We start from the raw sequence: 18,923 nt of genomic DNA, 5'->3' as shown, positions 1-18,923 counted from the left end.
CCGCATCGGGCCGTTGGTATTAGGTATTCACTTCTCCGCCACGCCAGGTGCGAGCGACCCGGCGCTCTAGTACGATTGGAGCTTACGGAACTGCCGCATAGACAGCCCTCGAGGCCGCGGTACCCAACGACAGTCGCCGTATCTCGATGGGGTGACCGCATGAGGGCGGGTCCGGAATGTCGCCCATTGGCGCAGCAGGGCGCGAAGCGGCCATAGCGTGCCCCGTCCGCGAAACTGACAAGACCGGAACAGCTGGTTTCGGCCCGATGGGTGTCAAACGGCGTAAACTTGCACGCCGGTTGACCCCGATGGGAACGAAACTAGTCGATCCTGGCCCGGTAAACGGCAGCAGACGTTGACCCCGCCCGCCTTGCAGCCGTTTGCATGCCTCATCTGGCATCCTGAAAGCGGCCATTTGTTCAAACGCCCGCGGTGGACAACGCGTGATCACACCCTAAGTTTGCCTGATGCGGATTTTCATTAGCTCACTCATCACTGGATTCGAAGCTAAACGGGCGGCTGCACGTCGGGCTGCCACCACGCTCCGGCACGAGCCAGTGATGGCAGAGGATTTTGGTGCCCAGCCAAACTCACCCCAGATCGCTTGTCTGCAGGGCTTGCGAACGAGTGACGTGGTCGTTCTGATCCTTGGAGAGCACTATGGCTTTGTGCCCCCAAACTCGACCCTATCGGCGACCCATCAGGAATACCGCGAGGCGCGCGAAACCAAGCCTGTTCTTGCATTCGTTCAGGAAGGCATTTCTCCGGGCCCAGAACAGGCGGCTTTCATTGCCGAGGTCCAGGCTTGGGAGGGAGGACTGTTCCGCGGCGGTTTTGTGAACGCCGATGACCTTCAGGATAGTGTGACGCGAGCGCTTCACGACGTGACATTGGCTAACGCGACAGGGCCTGTTGATGAAAAGGAGATGGCAGCTCGTGCTTTAACTATGCTTCCAGCTGAGAGCCGAAATCACTTAACGTCTGCCATTCTCGAGTTGGTTATCGTTGGAGGACCACAGCAGCGAATATTACGGCCCGCCCAACTTGAAGACCAGACGCTTGTGGAGCGATTGGAACAGTCGGCGCTTTACGGAAAGCAACGGCTGTTTGATCGTTCGATTGGGACCACCAGCAGTCTTGACGGGGCCGACCTTGTGGTTCGCCAAGAACGGGGTGCCAATATACGCCTGACTGAGCATGGCTCGGTCATTGTTCGGATACCGCTAGACGAGCCTTGTTCGCAAGGGCGAGGCATGGATTACATGAGCGGGATGGTGATTGTTGAGGAGTCGGTTCAGCATCGGCTCGGCATCGCACTCGATTTCGCTGCAGAAACCATCGATCACATCGACAGTACTCAGCGGTTGACGCATTTGGTTATCGCGGCGCGCTTGACCGGGGTGGAGCATCGCGGTTGGCGAACACAAGCGCAGCAGACGGCAAACCCGAATTCCGTCCAGATGGGTATGGGAGGTGGGCGCGAGCGGCTCCCTGTCATTCTAACGGCACGTCGCGCGGCCTTAAGTCTGGATCGGAACGCGTTAATTGAAGATATTCTGGTACCCCTAAGGCGTCAATTTCCATCGGCGACGTAACTTGGTCTCGATCCTGTGGCGAACCGCCTTGATTATGGACGTTCCCGAGTCAAAATGAGGCGCCTAATTCCGGCCCTTCGTTCACCGCCTTGAAGTGGGACATTCCTGCCATTCCCGTAGCGAACGCGAATGGCAGGTCCGAATTAGACCCGACATATCACGGTCGGGGAAGTGCCTCATCCATCTGGCCGAAGCATTCGAAACATCGCGCCGTGATTGGCTTCGAAATATTCGTCACGATAGCCACCCCTTCCTATCGGACGCGCCGAGCTCGTATCGAAAACGCCGTCGCGCAGGGTCTTGCGGCAGATGTGCACGCCCACGGCCTGGCCCGTGACTGTCCAACGTTCGAGTTTTTCGCCATCCATGGTCGCCACCCGCCGTATCTCCACCACGCGACATTCTATCGACACCGGACTTGCGGCGACGCGAGGACAGCGCACGACGCGGCCTGGCGCCTTCTCGAGGCCGGCCAACTCGAACTCGTCCACACCCGCACCGACAAGCGCTGCCGATGCGTTCATGGCCTCGGCCAAATCGCGTGAGGCCATGTTCCACACGAATTCGCCGGTCGCCTCGGCATTGGCAACCGTGTCTTTCCAGCCTTCGGAGACGAACATGAGCATCGGTGGCCGATCACAGATCGGCGCGAAGAACGAATAAGGCGCGAGATTCGCCACCCCGTCCGGGGACAGGGTGGAGATCCAACCGATCGGGCGCGGAGCGATGATCGCCTTGAACGGATCGTGCGGCAGGCCGTGTCGCTGTGCGGGGTCATAGAAATGCATGCCGCTTTCGTCCGTCATGCTGGCCATCTCAAAACAGCGCGTAGATCGTCGCCGACAGCGATAGCGCATCATTGAAGTCCCCGATGGGCGAAGGATTCTTAATGTAGGCCGCCGCCGGGGTGAAGAACAGGCCCTTGGTCACGTGCAGGGAGTAGCTTCCCGTCACCGATAGCTGATGCCCGTTGGCATGGCCGCCGGTGGCTTCGGTGGCACGCTGCCCGTCGGACGAATACCTGTTGTACCCAACGCGCAGCGCTGCGGAATCGAGCGGTCGCGATTCGAACGGGGCGATCTGGTAGATGCGCGCCTCGTAGGTCTGGGTGATGCGGTTGACGTTGTCGGGCGCCCAGAACCCACTGCCGCCGACGTAGAAGCCCTTCCCCGGTAGGGTCAGGTCGGGCTGCGTCACCTGGAAATCGGCGGCGGCGTAGATCGAATGGTTAGAAGCCGTGCCGGCGCCATCGAAGCGGGTGTAGTTGGAATCGTTGTAGAGCCCGCCTGCACGCACCCAAACCTGCTTGTTCTGCCCGGTGGCGGCGCGGCGGATGCCGACCTCGCCGATGAACAGCGGCCCTGCGTCCTTCATCTTGAACGCGACATTGGGGCCGTTGTGCTGCAGTTCATAAGGTGTGCCGGCAGGCGCGGTGCTGCGCTGGACTGCGGTCTTGAAGTAGGCACCCTTCTTGAAGTGGAACGTCAGGTTCGCGGCTGGGGTGGGGGCGGGATCCGCGCTCAGGCCCGCCTGGATCGGAATCAGCCCCGTGACGCCCGAGGCAAGCACCGGGGTGCCGCCCGCGTAGAAGCCGACGAATTCATAGTATTCGGGCATGATGCCGGCCTTGAACTCGATCTTCCCATCCGCAAAGCTCTGGTAGAAGGCGATGTTGCGAAAACCCACAGTGTTCGGCCCGTTGGGATAGAACGTCGTGACGAGGTAGTTGCCGCCCAGGATGATCTTCGAATTGGGCAGGCCGATGCTCTTGAGGCCCATCGTTGCGATGATGTTGAGCGACTGGGTCTGCACCGTGGGCCGCTGGCCGTTGTAGCGCTGGGGCGAACGCGGCTGCCCTTTGTCGAGCGGGTTGTACACGCCCACGAAGCCGGCACGGGCTTGCAGGCCGATCTCGTGCTCCGCCAGCCAGGTGCGGAAACCTCCAATGTCGCCCAGCAGCGTGTCACCCGATCCGGGGAACGTCGTGGTGAGACCCGGCTCGGCGAGCTTGTCGAAGCGTTTGAACTTGTCTGCGTCGCTCTCGAGCGAGGTTCCGGCCGGAGCCGGCGTGGGCGAAGTCGCCGGAACAAGCGCTTGCGCCGAGGACGGCGGCATTGCCTGGCTGTCCTGCGCGGGCGCCATAGTGATGACCGGGGTCACTTCCGTGTCCTGCGCAACAGCCTTGGACTGAGCGACCGCAATGCCCGGAACGACGGCGGCCGCTAAAATCGTAGTAAGTGCAGTGCCGGCGAGGGCGGCGTGCAGCCTGGGCGCGATGCGGCAAGCCCGCGAAACTGCGAGAGACATAGTCCTGCTCCTGTCTTGTGTCCGCCCCATTAGGTGGGGCGGCATCTTGATGTCTGTCTTGCCGGGCGGCGGATCAGGCCGCCCGTTTTGCCGTGAGGCGCAGCGTCGTGAGGCCGCCGATGCCAACCAGGACGGCGGTGAAAACAAGGCCGCCCAGGTAACTGCCGGTCATCTGCTTGGCCTCGCCCATCAGCACCGGGGCAAAGAAGCCCGCGAGACTGCCGATCATATTGATCAGCGCGATCGCCGCCGCCGCGCTCTTGCCGCGCTGAAGGAACGTAGGCACGTATTGCCAGAACGGACCCATGGCCATGTACGAGCCAGCCGCCGCGATCATCAACGCAAGCGTCTTGCCGATCGGTCCCGCGATCAGGCCGGCCAGCACGAAGCCGGCAGCTGAGCACAGCATCGGCACGACGACGTGCCAGCGCCTCTCACCCGTACGGTCCGAATGCCAGCTCCACGCCAGCATCCCCGCCAGCGAGGCGATGAACGGCAGCGAGGAAATCAACCCGTTCTCGAAGTGGCTCGCGCCAAATTCAGCGATCATCTGCGGAAGGAAGAAGACCACGCCGTAACTGCCGGCGATGAGGCCCAGGTTGACGATCGCCATTTGCCACATGCGCGGATTGGTCAGCGCCTCGCCTATGGGGCCGTGGGTGCTGGCGGTTTCAGGGCCACCGTCACGGGCAAGAAGGGCGATCAGGGTCTTCTTCTCGCCGTCATCCAGCCAGGTGGCGTCCTGCGGCGTGTCGGTCAGCAGGAACAGGCAGGCGATACCCAGCGCAACGGCGGGCAGACCTTCGATGATAAAGAGCCATTGCCACCCGTGCATTCCGGCGATGCCGTCCATGTAAAGCAGGGCCGCCGAAATCGGCGCACCAATAATCATCGAGATCGGGATGGCGGCCAGGAACCAGCCGAACACGCGCGCCCGGTAGTCGGCCGGGAACCAGAAAGCGAGGTAGAAGATGATGCCCGGGAAGAACCCGGCCTCGGCGATGCCGAGCAGCACGCGCATCACGTAAAGACTGGTGGCGCCGGTGACGAAAGCCATACAGACAGCCAGAATACCCCACGAAATCATGATCCGCGCGATCCAGCGGCGGGGACCGAAGCGGACCTGCAGCAGATTCGAAGGCAGTTCGCACAAGATATAGCCGAGGAAGAAAATTCCCGCAGCGAAGCCAAACTGCGCCGAGTTGAGGTTCAGCGTGTCCATCATCGTCAGCGCCGCAACGCTCAGGTTGCTGCGGTCAAGATAGGCGACGATGTAGCACAGGACGATAAAGGGCAGCACCCGGCGCGCGACCTTGCGCACTACGGCAGCTTCGCGCTTCTGTTCGTCCGTCATTTCGGGAGGCGGCGCCGCGACTGCCGCGATGGCGCTCACAGCCCTGCCCTCTTGCCGATGCACACGCGTGCGCCGGCAAACCTTACGTAAGCCATCCCATTCTCCATGATCGATACAGTGATCGCGTGTCGCAGTGGTAGTCCGCGATCTTGTCCAACACACATTCGCACATGTGTTGATATAGTCAACAGTTAACCTCTATCCGGCGCGACGATCCAGCAGGAAATCAGCGCAGCGTTCGCCTATCATGATCGTCGGCGCATTGGTGTTGCCGCTGATGAGTTCGGGCATCACCGAAATGTCCGCGATGCGCAGGCGCGGCACGCCGTGAACACGCAGCTGTGGGTCGACCACTGCCATCGCGTCCTTGCCCATCTTGGCAGTGCACGACGGATGATAAACGGTCTTGGCGACGGTCCGCGCGTGCAGTTCCAGGTCCGCGTCGGAGATATGCTCGTCTTCGGAGGGCAGGATTTCGCGCTCGACGATGGACGCGAGCGCCGGCGCGCGCAGGATACGGCGCGACAGCTTGAGCCCGCGCACCATCGTCTCGACGTCCTCGCGCGTGGTGAGGTTGTTGGCGACGATCATCGCCTGGTCGTTCGGATCGGCGCTGCGCAGCTTTACCGTCCCGCGTGACGTCGGGCGCAAGATGCACGGGTTGATGGTCAGGCCATGTCCCGCAGGCGGCTCGCGGTCGAAATCGCCGACGAGCCGCGGGGTAACGTGGAGTTGCACATCAGGCCGCCCGCCCTTGCCGGTGGTGTCGACAAAGGCGCCGCTTTCGATCACGTTCGAGGTCAGCAGGCCGGTACGCCACATCAGGTATTGCAGCCCGTGGCGGGCCGCCTTGACACCCTTGTCTGCGCCCAGCAGGCTGATCGGATTGCGCGTCTGGCCATAGACCGACGCGGTGATGTGATCCTGGAAGTTCTCGCCCACACCAGGCAGATGCCGCACCGCACGTATGCCGTGGGCGGCCAGTTCACCCTCGTGCCCGATGCCTGAAAGCTGTAGCGCCTTGGGCGTGCCGATGCCGCCCGCCGCCAGAATGCATTCCTCGCGGATCAGCGCCTGGTAACGGTGGCCAGCCTTGTCGCGATAGGAGACGCCCGATACCGCGCCGTTCTCGAACAGCAAGCTGTCGAGGGTGGCTTCGGTGCGGATCGTCAGCAGCTTGCTGCCGCGCACCGCCTTGAGATAAGTCGCCGCCGTCGAGCCGCGCTTGCCGTTATGGGTGGTGGTCTGGAAGAAGCCGGCGCCATCCTGCCGCTCGCCGTTGAAATCGTCGGAGTACGGCACCCCGGCCTGCTGCGCGGCGCGGATGAAAGCGTAGCTCAGTGGGTGATGGTATGGCAGGTCGGAAACGTGCAGCAACCCGTCGTTACCGTGGTACGGCCCCGCAAGCCGCTGATTGTTCTCCGCCCGCTTGAACACAGGTAGCACGTCGTCGTAGCTCCAGCCGTCGCAACCCAGCGCCGCCCAGTTATCATAATCCTCACGCTGGCCGCGGATATAGATCATGGCGTTGACTGAGGAACTTCCGCCGAGCGTGCGCCCCTGCGGCACGTACATCTGGCGGCCCAGGATGCTGTCCTCGGCTTCGGTGCGGTACATCCAGGTGCGCTTGGTGCCGATCACCCGGATGAAGGTGGCGGGCGTGTGGATGAACGGCGTGTTGTCCGCCGGACCCGCTTCCAGGAGCAGCACACTTTTGCCGGCCGCGACCAGGCGCTGCGTTACCACGCAGCCGCCCGATCCCGCACCCACCACGATGTAGTCGTACGTATCAGTCATCTTGGTATCTCTCCTGGGCCCTGGCGTTATGTTCTCGGGCTCGGGATCAGGCGTTGGCCTGAGTGACGTATTTGGCGACCAGATAGGGCTCCAGCGCATCGGCCCCGCCCTCGGTGCCATATCCGCTTTCCTTGACTCCGCCGAACGGCACTTCGGGGAAGGCCAGGCCGATGTGGTTGATCGACATCATGCCGCTTTCCACGTCCTCGGCCAGCTTCTGGGCGGTCAGCTGCGAGCGGGTGAAGGCATAGGCGGACAGACCGAACGGCAGCCGGTTTGCCTCCTCGATCGCTTCGGCATAGGTCGAGAAGCGGTTGATGACGGCGAGCGGGCCGAACGGCTCCTCGCTCATCACCCGCGCGTCCAGTGGCACATCGACCAGCACCGAAGGCTCGAAGAAGTTGCCGTGGTTACCGATGCGGTGGCCGCCGGTCAGCAATTTGCCGCCGCGCTCCACCGCATCCTTGATGAGCGTCTCGATCGCGGTGACACGGCGGTCGTTGGCGAGCGGTCCCATCTGGGTGCCCTCGGCCATGCCGTCGCCCACCTTGACGCCCTTGGCATAGTCCACGAACTGCGAGACGAACGGGTCGAACACGCCGTCCTGCACTACGAAGCGAGTGGGCGAGGTGCAGACCTGTCCGGCGTTGCGGTACTTGAAGGCGGCCATGAAGTTGACCGCGCCGGTCACGTCGGCGTCCTCGAAGACGAGCACCGGAGCGTGCCCGCCCAGTTCCATCGTCGCGCGCTTCATGTGCTGGCCGGCAAGGCCCGCCAGCTGCTTGCCCACCGGGGTCGAGCCGGTGAACGACATCTTGCGGATTACTGGATGCGGGATCAGGTACGAGGACACTTCGGCCGGATCACCGTAGACGAGGTTGACCACGCCCGCCGGAACACCCGCATCGGCGAAGGCGCGGATCAGTTCGGCGCAGGACGCCGGGGTCTCCTCGGGCCCCTTGACGATGATCGAGCAACCGGCGGCGAGCGCGGCCGAAATCTTGCGCACGGCCTGATTGATCGGGAAGTTCCAGGGCGTGAACGCCGCGACCGGGCCCACCGGCTCCTTGACGACCAGCTGGTACACACCTGGAATGCGGGCGGGGATGATGCGGCCGTAGGCACGGCGGCCTTCTTCGGCGAACCAGTCGATCAGGTCGGCCGCTGACATCGCCTCGCCCTTGGCTTCGGCAAAGGGCTTGCCCTGCTCGAGGGTCATCATCCGGCCCGCGTCCTCGGCGCGCTCACGCAGGATCTGCGCGGCCTTGCGCATGATCGCGCAGCGTTCGAAAGCCGAGGTCTTGCGCCATGTGGCAAAGCCCTTTTCCGCCGCGGCCAGCGCGCGGTCGAGGTCGGCAGTGCTTGCCTTGGCGAGACCGCCGATGCGTTCGCCGGTGGACGGGTTGATGACGTCGATCTGCGCCGTGCCGGTCCATTCGCCATCGATGAAAAGCTGGGTGTCGGGATAGGTCATGATGATCGGTTCCGTTCAGCGGGCGGCGGCGACGGCCGCGTCCCTGGGTTCAGTTGCAGCGTCCGAACCGGGGAGCCCGGCACGCGCGGCGAGATATTCGGCGGTGATGCGACGCACGACGTCGCCGGCAGGCTCGATCAAGCGCACCAGGCCGACCGATTGCCCGGCCTCGACCTTGCCTTCGGCCACATCGCCGTCGAGGGCAGCCATCTTGAGCGTGCCGGCGGCGAACAGCGCGCGACGGTCGCCTGCGGGCATGCCGGCAGCTTCCGCCTGGGCCATGCGTTCGGCGAAGGGGTTGGACAGTGTGCGGATCATGCCGAAGCCGCGCCCGACGGTGCGGGTGTCGGTCGAGGATGCAGCGATGACCGCCTGCTTGTAGGCGGGATGCAGCCCCGCTTCGGGCGTCGCCATGAACAGGGTGCCGAAGTTGGCCGCCCCCGCGCCAAGCGAGAGCGCGGCGGCAAGCCCTGCCCCGTCAGCGAAGCCGCCGGATGCCACCACCGGCACCGCACCGGCGAGCGCGCGCACCACCGCGCGGGTCACGACCAGAGTGGATACGAGTTCGGTAGGCGGATGTCCTCCCGCCTCGCCGCCGACCACGATCAGCCCGTCCACCCCGGCGCCTGCCGCCTTGAGCGCGTGTTCCTCGCTGGCGACGACATGCAGACAGGTGGTGCCAATGCCCTTGAAGCGTTCGAGATACTTCTTCGGACCGCCCTGCGAGGCGATGAGGATAGGGACGCGCTTTTCCTCGAGCAGGTCGAGTACCTCGTCCGCCCCCTGACGATAGAGCGGAATATTGACGGCGAACGGCCGGTCGGTGCCTTCGCGCACTGCGTCGATAGCCTCGGCCAGTGCAGGCAACCGCATCGGCCCGGCTGCAATGACGCCCAGCCCACCAGCGCGCGACACCGCCAGCGGCAGGGCAGCGTTGGACGAGGCCCAGGACATGCCGGCTTGCAGGATCGGCAGGTCGATCCCCAGCAGCCGGGTGATCGCGGTCTCGATCCTCATGCCTCGATTCCCAGCAGGCGGCGCGCATGTTCGGCGAGCGGCTTTTTCTGCACCTTGGAGCTGGCGGTCATGCCGATCGCCTCGAAATCGGGGACGAACCAGACGTGGCGCGGAACCTTGAAACCGGCCATGTTGTCCTTGCACCAGTCGATCACGGCGCCTTCGTCGGTCTGCGCACCCTCGTTGGCGATGACGAAGGCTCCGATCACCTCCATCAAGCGCGGATCGGGCACGCCGATGACTGCGGCCTGGCGGATCGCGGGATGGCGGTGGAGAATATCCTCGATCTCGGCGGGCGCGACGTTCTCGCCGCCGACGCGTACGATGTCCTTGGCGCGGCCAAGGAACTGCAGCCGCCCTTCGGCGTCGAGTGTCCCGAGGTCGCCCGTGGAGAGCCAGCCGTCCTGCGTCAGGGTCTCGGCGGTTTCTTCCGGCTTGTCGTAATAGCCGGCCATGACGTTCCAGCCGCGCACGGCGATCTCGCCGCGCTCGCCTATCGGCAGGTCGGTGCCGTCCTCACCGACGATGCGCACCTCGACACCGGGCTGCGGGCGCATCAGCGAGGCGACGCGCACGTCCTCGGGCTCCCACCAGGCGGACTGGGCGATGTTGGGCGAGGCTTCGGACAGGCCATAGCCGGCCACTGCCTCCACCGCGCCGAGTTCATCGACGATGCGGCGCATGACTGCGGGAGAGGCAGCCGCCCAGGCCCCGCGCAGGCACAGCTTGCGCTGCGGCAGCGAAGGATCGTTGAGGAGCATCAACGCCATCGTGTCATTGCCGGAAAAGTGCGTACAGCGTTCGCGCTCCATCAGCGCCAGCGCCTTGTCGCCCTCGAAACGGTCCATGCTCACCAGCGTGACCATGTGCTGCAACGACGAGAGGATCGACAGCGTGCTGCCCGCGACGTGGAAGAACGGGCGCGCGCTGTGATAGCGGTCGCCGATGCGCAGGCCCATGCGCCCGCCGGAAAACCACGCGTTGGCCAGCATGCTGCGCTGGCGCAGCATCACGCCCTTGGGGAAGGACGTGGTGCCCGAGGTATACTGCATCAACAGGATGTCATCGGGGGCGCAAGTCGGCGCGGCGGGCACGGTGCCGGCGGCGAGAAAATCGTCGAGGGACATCGCCGCGCCGGGCACGTCCTCGCCCAGAACCACCACTCGCATCAGGTCGGGCATCGCGGCGTCGGGCAGCGCGGTGTCGATCGCCGGGCAGATGCTGCGCAGCATATCCACGAAGTCGATCCGCAGGAAGCGGTCGGCGAGGAACAGCATCGAGACGCGCGACTGGCGCAGCGCATAAGCCATTTCCTCGGCGCGGAAGCGGGTATTTACCGGTACGGTCACCGCCCCGATCGTGCCGAGCGCCAGGAACATCGTATGAAAAGCCACGCGGTTGCCGATGCACAGGCCGATGTGATCGCCCCGACGCACCCCGGCGGCAACCAGAGCCGAGCGCAGCTGCGCAACGCGGTCGGCCACCTGGGCGAAAGTCAGCCTGCCGTCGTCGGCGACGATGGCTTCGACATCGGGAGCCGTGGCGGCGGCGCGGGCAAGCGCTGCATCGACCGTAAGCGGACAGATGGTGGAAAGGTCCATCCTCGTCATTCTCCCTGCGAGTTCACCGACTGCGCGAAGCGCGCGATGCCGGACTTCCAGCCGTCATCGGCGAGGTTACGCTCGATCTGCGCCATTTCTATGCGAATGCCGGTGGTGAGCGCCACTTCCTCGCTCAGGTCTATCGCCTGCTTGGTGAGAGCCATGGCCAGCGCCGGGGCCTTAGCGATATCCGCCGCGACGCTTTCCGCCTCCTCCGCCACGTCATCCGACAGGCGCGCCACAAGGCCCAGCGCATAGGCTTCCTCGACCGGCATCTTGCGCCCAGTGAACAGCAGTTCCTTGGCACGGCGCTTGCCGATCACGCGCTGGAGGCGCTGGGTCGCGCCCACCGTGCCCCACTGCGGTTCGGGAAAGCGGAAGCTCGCGGCAGGCGAAGCAAGGATGAAGTCGCACGCCATCGCGATCTCGCCGCCCGAACCGACGACCGGGCCGTTCACCACCGCGACCACGGGCTTGCTGCACCGCTCGATTGCCTCGTAAGCGGCGAAGGAAGCAAGCCGGCGCGAGCGGACCCAGCGTTCATCCTTGCCTTGTCGTTCCTTGAGGTCGGCCCCGGCGCAAAACACCGGCCCGGCAGCATCCACCAGCACTACGCGCACCTCGGGATCGGCGTCGTAGTCGACGAAAGCCTCCCGCAGTGCGTTGCACATCGTCAGATTGAGCGCATTGCGCGCCTCTGGCCGGTTGAGCGTCAAGCGGGCGATGCCATCGGCCTGGCTCAGCAGGATCGGCATGTCGGTCATTGCGCGGCTACCCCCGTGTGCCCCAAAATGGCGTCGTTATCCGCGCCCAGCAGCGGCGGAACGCCGATCTCCGGGTCATCGAACCCGTCGAAGCGCAGTGGGTTGCGCAATGCCGGGAAGCGCCCTTCTACTGGATGATCGAAGTGGCCGATCATCTCGCGCGCGGCGATATGCGGGTCCGACAGGATTTCTCGCACCGAATTGACTTCGCCCGCCGGAACCCCGGCTTCGCGCAGCGCCTCGGCGATGGCGGCGCGCTCGTGCTGGGCGAAGGCGGCGCGCAGTTCACCCATCACCTCCTCGCGGTGAGCAACGCGCGCGGCGTTGTTGATCATGCGCGGATCGTCGATCAGCGCGTCGAGGCCGAGCGCGCGGCAGACCGGCGCCCAGTGCTGGTCGCTGCCGCTCAGGTGCAGCCAGCGTCCGTCACGGCACTGGAAGGCGGCGGAAGGGACGCGGCCCGGATGCTCGGTGCCGACCCGCTGCGGGTCCTCGTCCAGCGCAAACAGACGCGCGGCGGAAATGCTCAGCAGACTGGTCTGCACGTCCATCATCGACAAGTCGATATGAGCACCCCGGCCCGAGGTCGCACGCCCCACCAGCCCGGTCAGGATGGCGATAGCGATGTACAGGCCCGAAGTCAGATCGGCAAAAGGCAGACCTACCTTGGCGGGCGGCCCATCGGGATGGCCGGTCAGGTTCATCACGCCCGACAACGCCTGGAAGATCGTGTCGTAGCCCTTGCGGTCCCGGTAGGGCCCGGTCTGCCCGAATCCGGTGTTCGACACGTAGACCAGCCTAGGATTCACGCCTGAAAGACTGGCGTAGTCGAGCCCGTGGCGCGCCATTTCGCCAGGGAGGAAGTTCTCCACCACGACGTCCGCGCCCGCTGCCAGTTCGCGCGCGGCAGCACGGCCTTCCTCGGACTTGAGGTTTATCGTCACCGAACGCTTGCCGCGATTGAGCGCGAAGAAATAGGCGCTTTCGCCGCCGGGCAGGCGCGGTTCGAACACGCGCGATTCGTCGCCGCCGCCGGGCCGCTCGATCTTGACGACCTCAGCGCCCAACTCCGCCAGGATCTGGGTCGAAAAAGGCCCCGCGAGCACGCGCGAGAAATCGAGGATGCGGATCCCGTCGAGCGGCTTCACTTGCGGAAGCTCCGCATCAGCGCGTTGACGTCGCGGCCCGCCGCCATCGCCTGATCGTAGGACAGGTCTGCCACGCGGTAGAACAGCGACTTGGACGCTGCCATCGCCAGCGGGCTCGCCTCGGCCCAAGTCTCGGCGATCTCGATCGCGGTGTCCAGAACAGCGTCGGCATCTACCAGTCGGTTGGCAAGGCCCAGCGCAAACAGTTCCTCGCCCGAAAGCAGACGACCCGTGCTGAACAGTTCGAACGCCAGCTTGCGTCCGATGGCGCGCTGCATGCCCGTCATCACCAGCGCCGGGACGATCGAATGCTTGAGTTCGGGATAGCCGAATTTCACGTCGGGCGCGGCCACCATCATGTCGGACCCGACTGCCAGCCCGGCGCCGCCGCCGACAGCGGGGCCGCGCACGGCAGAAACCACCGGCGTCGCCATTTTCTGAAGGATAGACTGGGTGCGACAGGTCAGATCGGCGCGCTTGACCACGCGGTCCTGCTGATCTGGCGTCAGGTCCTTGAATTCCGAAAGATCGGCGCCGGCACAGAATCCCCGCCCCTCGCCCGTCAATACCACCGCGCGCACTTCGGGGTCGGCGTCGGCCGCCTCCAGCGCGTCGAGCAGGGCTTGGGTCAAAGGAGTGTCGAGCGCGTTCAACTGCGCCGGCCGGTTCATTGTGACGATGCGGACGGCGCCGCGATCCTGCGTAAGCAGCACGGAATCAGGCATGTTCGGGTTCCTTCATACGCAGCCCGAAGCCCGAGCGCGCGACAAGCGAATAGAGTTCGCGGCCCAGCAGCCGCTCGCACAGGCGCGAGGCTTCGAGCAGCGCGTCGCGATCGATGCCGGTATCGACCCCCTCGGCCTCGAGCAGGTTGACGAGGTCTTCGGTGGCGACGTTGCCGGTCAGGCCTTCGCCGTACTGGATCTGCGCGGGGTGCCCGCCGACGCCGCCGATCGAGCTGTCGAAATGGGTAGCCCCCACTTCCAGCGCCGCCATGCAGTTGGCGATGCCCGAGCCGCGCGTGTTGTGGAAATGCGCGACGGGCACGACCTCCGGCACTTCGGCCAGCAAGCGGCGGAACAATTGGCGGACCGTGGAGGGCGTGGCGTAACCCGTGGTGTCGCCAATGGTGACGAGCCGCACGCCCATTTCGGCAAAGCGCTGCACGTCGGCCACCACGCTGCCGGGGTCGACATACCCTTCGAACGGGCAGCCGAGCGCCATGGAGATGACCCCGACCAGCGTGAAGCGACCATCCGCGGCGGCGGCCATTTCGGCGACGTTGGCCCACTGCTTTTCGCGGCTAGTGCGCAAGTTGCGTTCGGTGTGTGCCTCGGTAGCGGAGACGAGCAGGCTCAGCTCCTCCGCCCCATGGCCGGCATCCAGATCGGCGATGGCGCGCGCAACGGCACGCTGGTTGGGGCAGGTCGCCTTGTAGCGCACGCCGTCGCGGCGATGGATGCCGGCCAGAACTTCGGTGGCGTCCTGGAAGGCCGGGACGCGAGCGGGATTGCTGTAGCTGGTCGCCTCTATCCGGCGAAAGCCGGCGGCGGTGAAAGCGTCGATCGCGGCGATCTTGTCCTGCGCCGAAAGCATGGCGGTTTCGTGCTGCAGGCCATCGCGCGCGAAACATTCGCAGATAACAACGGGATCTGACATGGTTCCCCTCCGGCTTGCTGTTCTGTAGCTTGAGGCCGAGATAGGACTATGTGTTGATATAGTCAACAGTGGAGTGGTTGAAAAACAATGGCAGGCAAACAGGCGGCAAAGGTACTGAGGATTTCTCCGGTAAAGGCCGACGCGACCGCAGGAATGGCGGCGACGATCCGCGATCTAGTATCCTACAGGGTGTCACGCGCGGCCGGGCTGATGTCGCGCAGCGCCGCACTGCGCTTTCGCCGAGAGAGCGACGTGAGCTTGGGTGAGTGGCGCACTATCGCTTTGCTGGCCGCCACCCCGGCGATGAGCCTGATGCAACTTGCGCGCGAATCAGGGCTCGACAAGGCGCAGACCAGCCGCGTCGTCACCTCGCTAATTGCGCGCGGGCTCGTAACCCGCTGCCCTTCTCCTGCGGGGCGTCGCGCAGTGGAACTGAACCTGTCGGAAGAGGGGCAGCAGCGCTACGCTGCGTTGATCGAAGCCGCGCGCGAACGCGACCATGCCTTTCGCGCCGCCCTTTCGGATGAACAATTGACCGTGCTGCTTGAAGCCCTCGACATTTTGAGCCGCACTGCAAAGGGCTTCATCGCCGAGGAAGCTGCGTTCGGCGAGGATTGACCTACCCTCCAGCCAGTCGCCGTGCTACCCGAGCCCTGTGGTGCCCAGTTCCCGGGCTGAACGGCGTAGCGCGGGAAGGTAGCGCGTGCGCAACTCTACGATTGGAACCCGGGCCGCTTGTGCCCCCATGTTGAGCGCCCCCACCACGCGCCCACGCGCGATCACAGGCACCGCGACTGAAACCAGCCCCTGCTCCAGTTCCTGATCGACAATGGCGTAACCCTCTTCCGCCACGCGGTGGAGGATGTCGAGCAGAAGCGAACGATCCACACAAGTCCGCGCCGTGCGCGCGACCAGTTCGGTTCGCCGGAGATAAGCCACTTGGTCGGCCCGATCCTGAGCCGCCAGCAGCACACGCCCCATCGACGTGCAGTACAGCGGAAGGCGACTGCCGACTCGCAGGGCGATCGACATGATCCGCGAAATCTCGGCCCTTGCGACGTAGTAGACTTCGTCCTCCTCGATCACGCCGACGGAACACGATTCGTGCAGTTCGTCGCGCAATGTATCCAGCAAGGGCTGGGCGCGCATGGCGAAGGTGCTCGACGAAAGATAGGCATAGCCCAGCGCCAATGCCTTGGGCCTCAGGCTGTATTGGGTGCCGTCCTGCGCGGCGTAGCCCAGGCGCGAGAGGGTGTGCAGGCAACGCTTCACCGCCGGGCGGCTCAGCCCGGTCAGCCGGCTCGCCTGCGCGATTGTCATAGGCTTCTGCTCGTCCGCAAAGCAGCGCAGAACCGCCAGGCCGCGCGCCAGCGAGGTCATGAATTCGGGGTCACCTTCCGCTTCGAGCATCGCCATTCAATCCTGAATTTATGAACGATTATCGGACAATAATACGTTTATCGGTTGACCTAGGCAAGTCATGCGCGAACACCGCAAGCGCAAACGGCATCCAGGAGAGTGGCATGATCGACAAGCAAGTGGCCAACGCCGAAGCCGCGGTGGCCGACATCCAAGATGGCGCGTCGGTGATGATCGGCGGCTTCGGCACGGCCGGGATGCCCGATGAGCTGATCGACGCACTGATTACGCGCGGAGTGGGCGATCTTACCATCATCAACAACAATGCCGGCAACGGCGAAACCGGCGTTGCCGCGCTGATAAAGGCAGGGCGGGTACGCAGGATCGTTTGCTCATTCCCTCGTCAGTCGGATTCGCACCACTTCGACGCCGCCTACCGCGCCGGCCAGCTGGAGCTCGAGCTGGTGCCGCAGGGCAACCTTGCCGCCCGCATCCAGGCGGCAGGTGCTGGCCTGGGGGCGATCTTTACCCCCACCGGCTACGGCACCCTGTTGGCACAGGGAAAGGAAACCCGCGAGATCGACGGGCGGCGTCACGTCCTGGAATACCCGATCCACGCCGATTTCGCGCTCATCAAGGCCCATCGCGCCGACCGCTGGGGTAACCTGGTCTATCGCAAGACGGCGCGCAATTTCGGCCCGATCATGGCGATGGCCGCGCGTACCACCATTGCACAGGTCGGCGAGGTGGTGGCGTTGGGCGACCTTGATCCCGAAGCGGTGGTCACGCCGGGCATCTTCGTCCAGCACGTCGTCGCGATTGCAGGCGTCGCCACACTCGCCGCCGCCGCAGCCTGACCCGGAGACCACGCATGAACCGCCTGAACCGCGACCAGATGGCCGCCCGCGTCGCCCGTGACATTCCCGAAGGGGCCTATGTGAACCTGGGCATCGGCCTTCCGACCAAGGTCGCCAACTATCTCGACACCGGCCGCGACATCTTCCTGCAGAGCGAGAACGGCCTGCTCGGCATGGGCCCCGCCCCTGCACCCGGGGAAGAGGACTGGGAACTCATCAACGCGGGCAAACAGGCGGTGACGCTGCTGAGCGGCGGCTGCTTCTTCCACCATGCGGACAGCTTTGCGATGATGCGCGGGGGCCACCTCGACATCTGTGTGCTGGGCGCGTTCCAGGTGTCCATCCACGGCGACCTCGCCAACTGGCACACCGGAGAGCCGGGCGCGATTCCGGCGGTCGGCGGGGCGATGGACCTTGCGATCGGTGCCAAGCAGACGTTCGTGATGATGGAACTTCTCACGCGCCAGGGCAAAAGCAAGCTGGTGGAGGCCTGTACGTACCCGCTCACGGGGCTGGGCTGCGTCTCGCGCATCTACACTGATCTCGCCGTGTTTGACGTCGGCCTCAAAGGCGCGCGCGTGATCGAAACGGTCGACGGCGTAAGCATCGACGAACTGGAACGCCTGACGGGCGTACCTTTGCGCGCATCCGCGCCAGCCTGAAGGAGGGGCCGACATGACCGACGCTTTCATCTGCGACGCGGTTCGCACACCTATCGGCCGCTACGGTGGCATCCTTTCCGGCGTGCGCGCCGACGATCTTGGCGCCTTGCCCATGAAGGCCCTCGTCGCGCGCAACCCGGGCCTCGACCCCGTCGCCATTGAAGAAGTCTTCTACGGCTGCGCGAACCAGTCGGGAGAGGACAACCGCAACGTCGCCCGCATGAGCCTGCTGCTCGCAGGCCTGCCGCATACGGTTCCCGGGGTCACGATCAACCGGCTGTGCGCCTCCGGCCTCGAAGCGGTCGGCGCTGCAGCGCGCGCGATCCGGTCGGGCGAGATGGCGATGGCCATCGCCGGCGGCGTCGAAAGCATGACCCGAGCGCCCTTCGTCATGGGCAAGGCCGACGCCCCGTTCGGCCGCGCCCAGAAGATGGAAGACACGACGATGGGCTGGCGTTTCGTCAACCCGGCGCTCGAGGCTTTGTACGGTACCGAGACGATGCCACGCACCGGCGAAAACGTCGCGCAGCAATATGGCATAACCCGCAACGACCAGGATGCGTTTGCTCTGCGCAGCCAGCAACGCGCCGTCGCCGCGCAGGGCAACGGTTTCCTGGCCGAGGAGATCGTGCCGGTCACCGTGCCCGGCCGAAAGCGCGGCGAGACGCTGGAAGTATCTGTAGACGAGCATCCCCGAGCCGATGCCAATATCGAGGCCCTGAGAAAGCTGCGCCCTTTGTTCACCGACGGGTCAGTGACTGCCGGCAATGCCTCTGGCATTAACGACGGAGCGGCTGCAATGATCGTCGCAACCGAAGCTGCTGCAAAGGCACACGGACTTATCCCCCGCGCGCGCATCATGGGCATGGCGGCGGTCGGAGTGGAACCGCGCGTGATGGGCATCGGCCCTCTACCCGCGACCCAGAAGCTGATGACGCAACTGGGCCTGTCGATCGGCGACTTCGACGCAATCGAACTGAACGAGGCCTTCGCCAGCCAGGGCCTCGCTGTGCTCCGCGGCCTTGGTCTTCCCGACGATGCCCCGCACGTGAACGCGAACGGCGGCGCCATAGCGCTGGGCCACCCGCTTGGCATGTCGGGCGCACGTCTTGCTATGACGTTAGTCCACCAGCTTGAAAAATCCGGCGACAGACGCGGCCTTGCCACTTTGTGCATCGGCGTGGGAATGGGGCTCGCGCTTGCCGTAGAGAAAGTGTGACGGAGCACATAAACTACGACAGTGAAGCTGTGACATACGCTTTGATGCGCCATGAGCGTTATGGCGGATATTGTTCAAAGTCGCCATTGCCCCGTGGTTCGGGAACAACA

17 protein-coding genes are annotated in these 18,923 nt (G+C 64.7%); 5 read left to right on the top strand and 12 right to left on the bottom strand.

Translation table 11 applies throughout. From position 1 onward, the window contains the following. The first annotated feature begins 467 nt into the window (after positions 1–467). A complete protein-coding gene (locus PMI02_RS09660; protein ID WP_036503190.1) occupies positions 468–1,595 on the top strand; it encodes a DUF4062 domain-containing protein in 1,128 nt (375 codons plus the stop codon). A 176-nt stretch (positions 1,596–1,771) separates the two neighbouring features. On the opposite strand, the gene PMI02_RS09655 is transcribed toward PMI02_RS09660, so the two are convergent. The 11 genes from PMI02_RS09655 to PMI02_RS09605 all read right to left on the bottom strand — a co-directional run bounded on the left by PMI02_RS09655 (position 1,772) and on the right by PMI02_RS09605 (position 14,716). Continuing rightward, entirely contained in the window at positions 1,772–2,401 is a 630-nt protein-coding gene (locus tag PMI02_RS09655; RefSeq protein WP_007682020.1) for a flavin reductase family protein, read from the bottom strand. A gap of 10 nt (positions 2,402–2,411) precedes the next feature. Then, positions 2,412–3,902, bottom strand: a complete 1,491-nt coding sequence (locus PMI02_RS09650; protein WP_007682019.1) for a carbohydrate porin — start codon at positions 3,900–3,902, stop codon at positions 2,412–2,414. Positions 3,903–3,975: 73 nt separating this feature from the next. Then, positions 3,976–5,256 (bottom strand): MFS transporter, encoded by a 1,281-nt coding sequence (locus tag PMI02_RS09645; RefSeq protein ID WP_036503201.1) that lies wholly within the window; start codon positions 5,254–5,256, stop codon positions 3,976–3,978. Between the two features lie 198 nt (positions 5,257–5,454). Continuing rightward, positions 5,455–7,053: a GMC family oxidoreductase gene (locus tag PMI02_RS09640; protein WP_007682016.1), complete on the bottom strand. Its 1,599-nt coding sequence runs from the start codon at positions 7,051–7,053 to the stop codon at positions 5,455–5,457. A gap of 46 nt (positions 7,054–7,099) precedes the next feature. After that, the gene (locus PMI02_RS09635; protein ID WP_007682015.1) at positions 7,100–8,527 is read right to left on the bottom strand and encodes an NAD-dependent succinate-semialdehyde dehydrogenase; all 1,428 of its coding nucleotides are present in this window, start codon (positions 8,525–8,527) and stop codon (positions 7,100–7,102) included. A 15-nt stretch (positions 8,528–8,542) separates the two neighbouring features. Further along, on the bottom strand, positions 8,543–9,544 hold the full coding sequence (locus PMI02_RS09630; protein WP_007682014.1) for a nitronate monooxygenase family protein: 1,002 nt from the start codon (positions 9,542–9,544) through the stop codon (positions 8,543–8,545). Beyond that, positions 9,541–11,145: an AMP-binding protein gene (locus PMI02_RS09625; RefSeq protein ID WP_007682007.1), complete on the bottom strand. Its 1,605-nt coding sequence runs from the start codon at positions 11,143–11,145 to the stop codon at positions 9,541–9,543. Before PMI02_RS09625 ends, PMI02_RS09630 begins: the two co-directional genes overlap by 4 nt. Positions 11,146–11,150: 5 nt before the next feature. Continuing rightward, a complete protein-coding gene (locus tag PMI02_RS09620; protein ID WP_007682006.1) occupies positions 11,151–11,909 on the bottom strand; it encodes an enoyl-CoA hydratase/isomerase family protein in 759 nt (252 codons plus the stop codon). Further along, the gene (locus PMI02_RS09615) at positions 11,906–13,057 is read right to left on the bottom strand and encodes a CaiB/BaiF CoA-transferase family protein (protein ID WP_007682005.1); all 1,152 of its coding nucleotides are present in this window, start codon (positions 13,055–13,057) and stop codon (positions 11,906–11,908) included. The genes PMI02_RS09620 and PMI02_RS09615 overlap by 4 nt, the downstream gene beginning before the upstream one ends. Next, the gene (locus PMI02_RS09610) at positions 13,054–13,782 is read right to left on the bottom strand and encodes an enoyl-CoA hydratase/isomerase family protein (RefSeq protein WP_007682004.1); all 729 of its coding nucleotides are present in this window, start codon (positions 13,780–13,782) and stop codon (positions 13,054–13,056) included. Before PMI02_RS09610 ends, PMI02_RS09615 begins: the two co-directional genes overlap by 4 nt. Continuing rightward, positions 13,775–14,716: a hydroxymethylglutaryl-CoA lyase gene (locus tag PMI02_RS09605; RefSeq protein WP_007682003.1), complete on the bottom strand. Its 942-nt coding sequence runs from the start codon at positions 14,714–14,716 to the stop codon at positions 13,775–13,777. The genes PMI02_RS09610 and PMI02_RS09605 overlap by 8 nt, the downstream gene beginning before the upstream one ends. Positions 14,717–14,803: 87 nt before the next feature. Between PMI02_RS09605 and PMI02_RS09600 the strand changes: the two genes are divergently transcribed. After that, on the top strand, positions 14,804–15,334 hold the full coding sequence (locus PMI02_RS09600; protein ID WP_007682002.1) for a MarR family winged helix-turn-helix transcriptional regulator: 531 nt from the start codon (positions 14,804–14,806) through the stop codon (positions 15,332–15,334). A 24-nt stretch (positions 15,335–15,358) separates the two neighbouring features. Here PMI02_RS09600 and PMI02_RS09595 read toward each other — a convergent pair whose 3' ends face one another. After that, positions 15,359–16,132, bottom strand: coding sequence for an IclR family transcriptional regulator C-terminal domain-containing protein (locus tag PMI02_RS09595; protein WP_036503183.1), 774 nt, complete (start codon positions 16,130–16,132; stop codon positions 15,359–15,361). 107 nt (positions 16,133–16,239) lie between these two features. Here PMI02_RS09595 and PMI02_RS09590 point away from each other — a divergent pair, with 107 nt between their 5' ends. The 3 genes from PMI02_RS09590 to pcaF are packed head-to-tail and all read left to right on the top strand — an operon-like array spanning position 16,240 to position 18,813. Next, complete coding sequence (locus PMI02_RS09590) at positions 16,240–16,932, top strand: 3-oxoacid CoA-transferase subunit A (protein WP_007682000.1); 693 nt, start codon at positions 16,240–16,242, stop codon at positions 16,930–16,932. Between the two features lie 14 nt (positions 16,933–16,946). Beyond that, positions 16,947–17,594, top strand: coding sequence for a 3-oxoacid CoA-transferase subunit B (locus tag PMI02_RS09585; protein ID WP_007681999.1), 648 nt, complete (start codon positions 16,947–16,949; stop codon positions 17,592–17,594). A 13-nt stretch (positions 17,595–17,607) separates the two neighbouring features. Next, positions 17,608–18,813 (top strand): 3-oxoadipyl-CoA thiolase, encoded by a 1,206-nt coding sequence (pcaF, locus tag PMI02_RS09580; RefSeq protein ID WP_007681998.1) that lies wholly within the window; start codon positions 17,608–17,610, stop codon positions 18,811–18,813. Positions 18,814–18,923 lie beyond the last annotated feature (110 nt).

The organism is Novosphingobium sp. AP12, assembly GCF_000281975.1.
Taxonomy (GTDB): Bacteria; Pseudomonadota; Alphaproteobacteria; order Sphingomonadales; family Sphingomonadaceae; genus Novosphingobium.
Note: the sequence above shows the minus strand (reverse complement) of the source record. Positions and strands in the feature narration are given on the sequence as shown.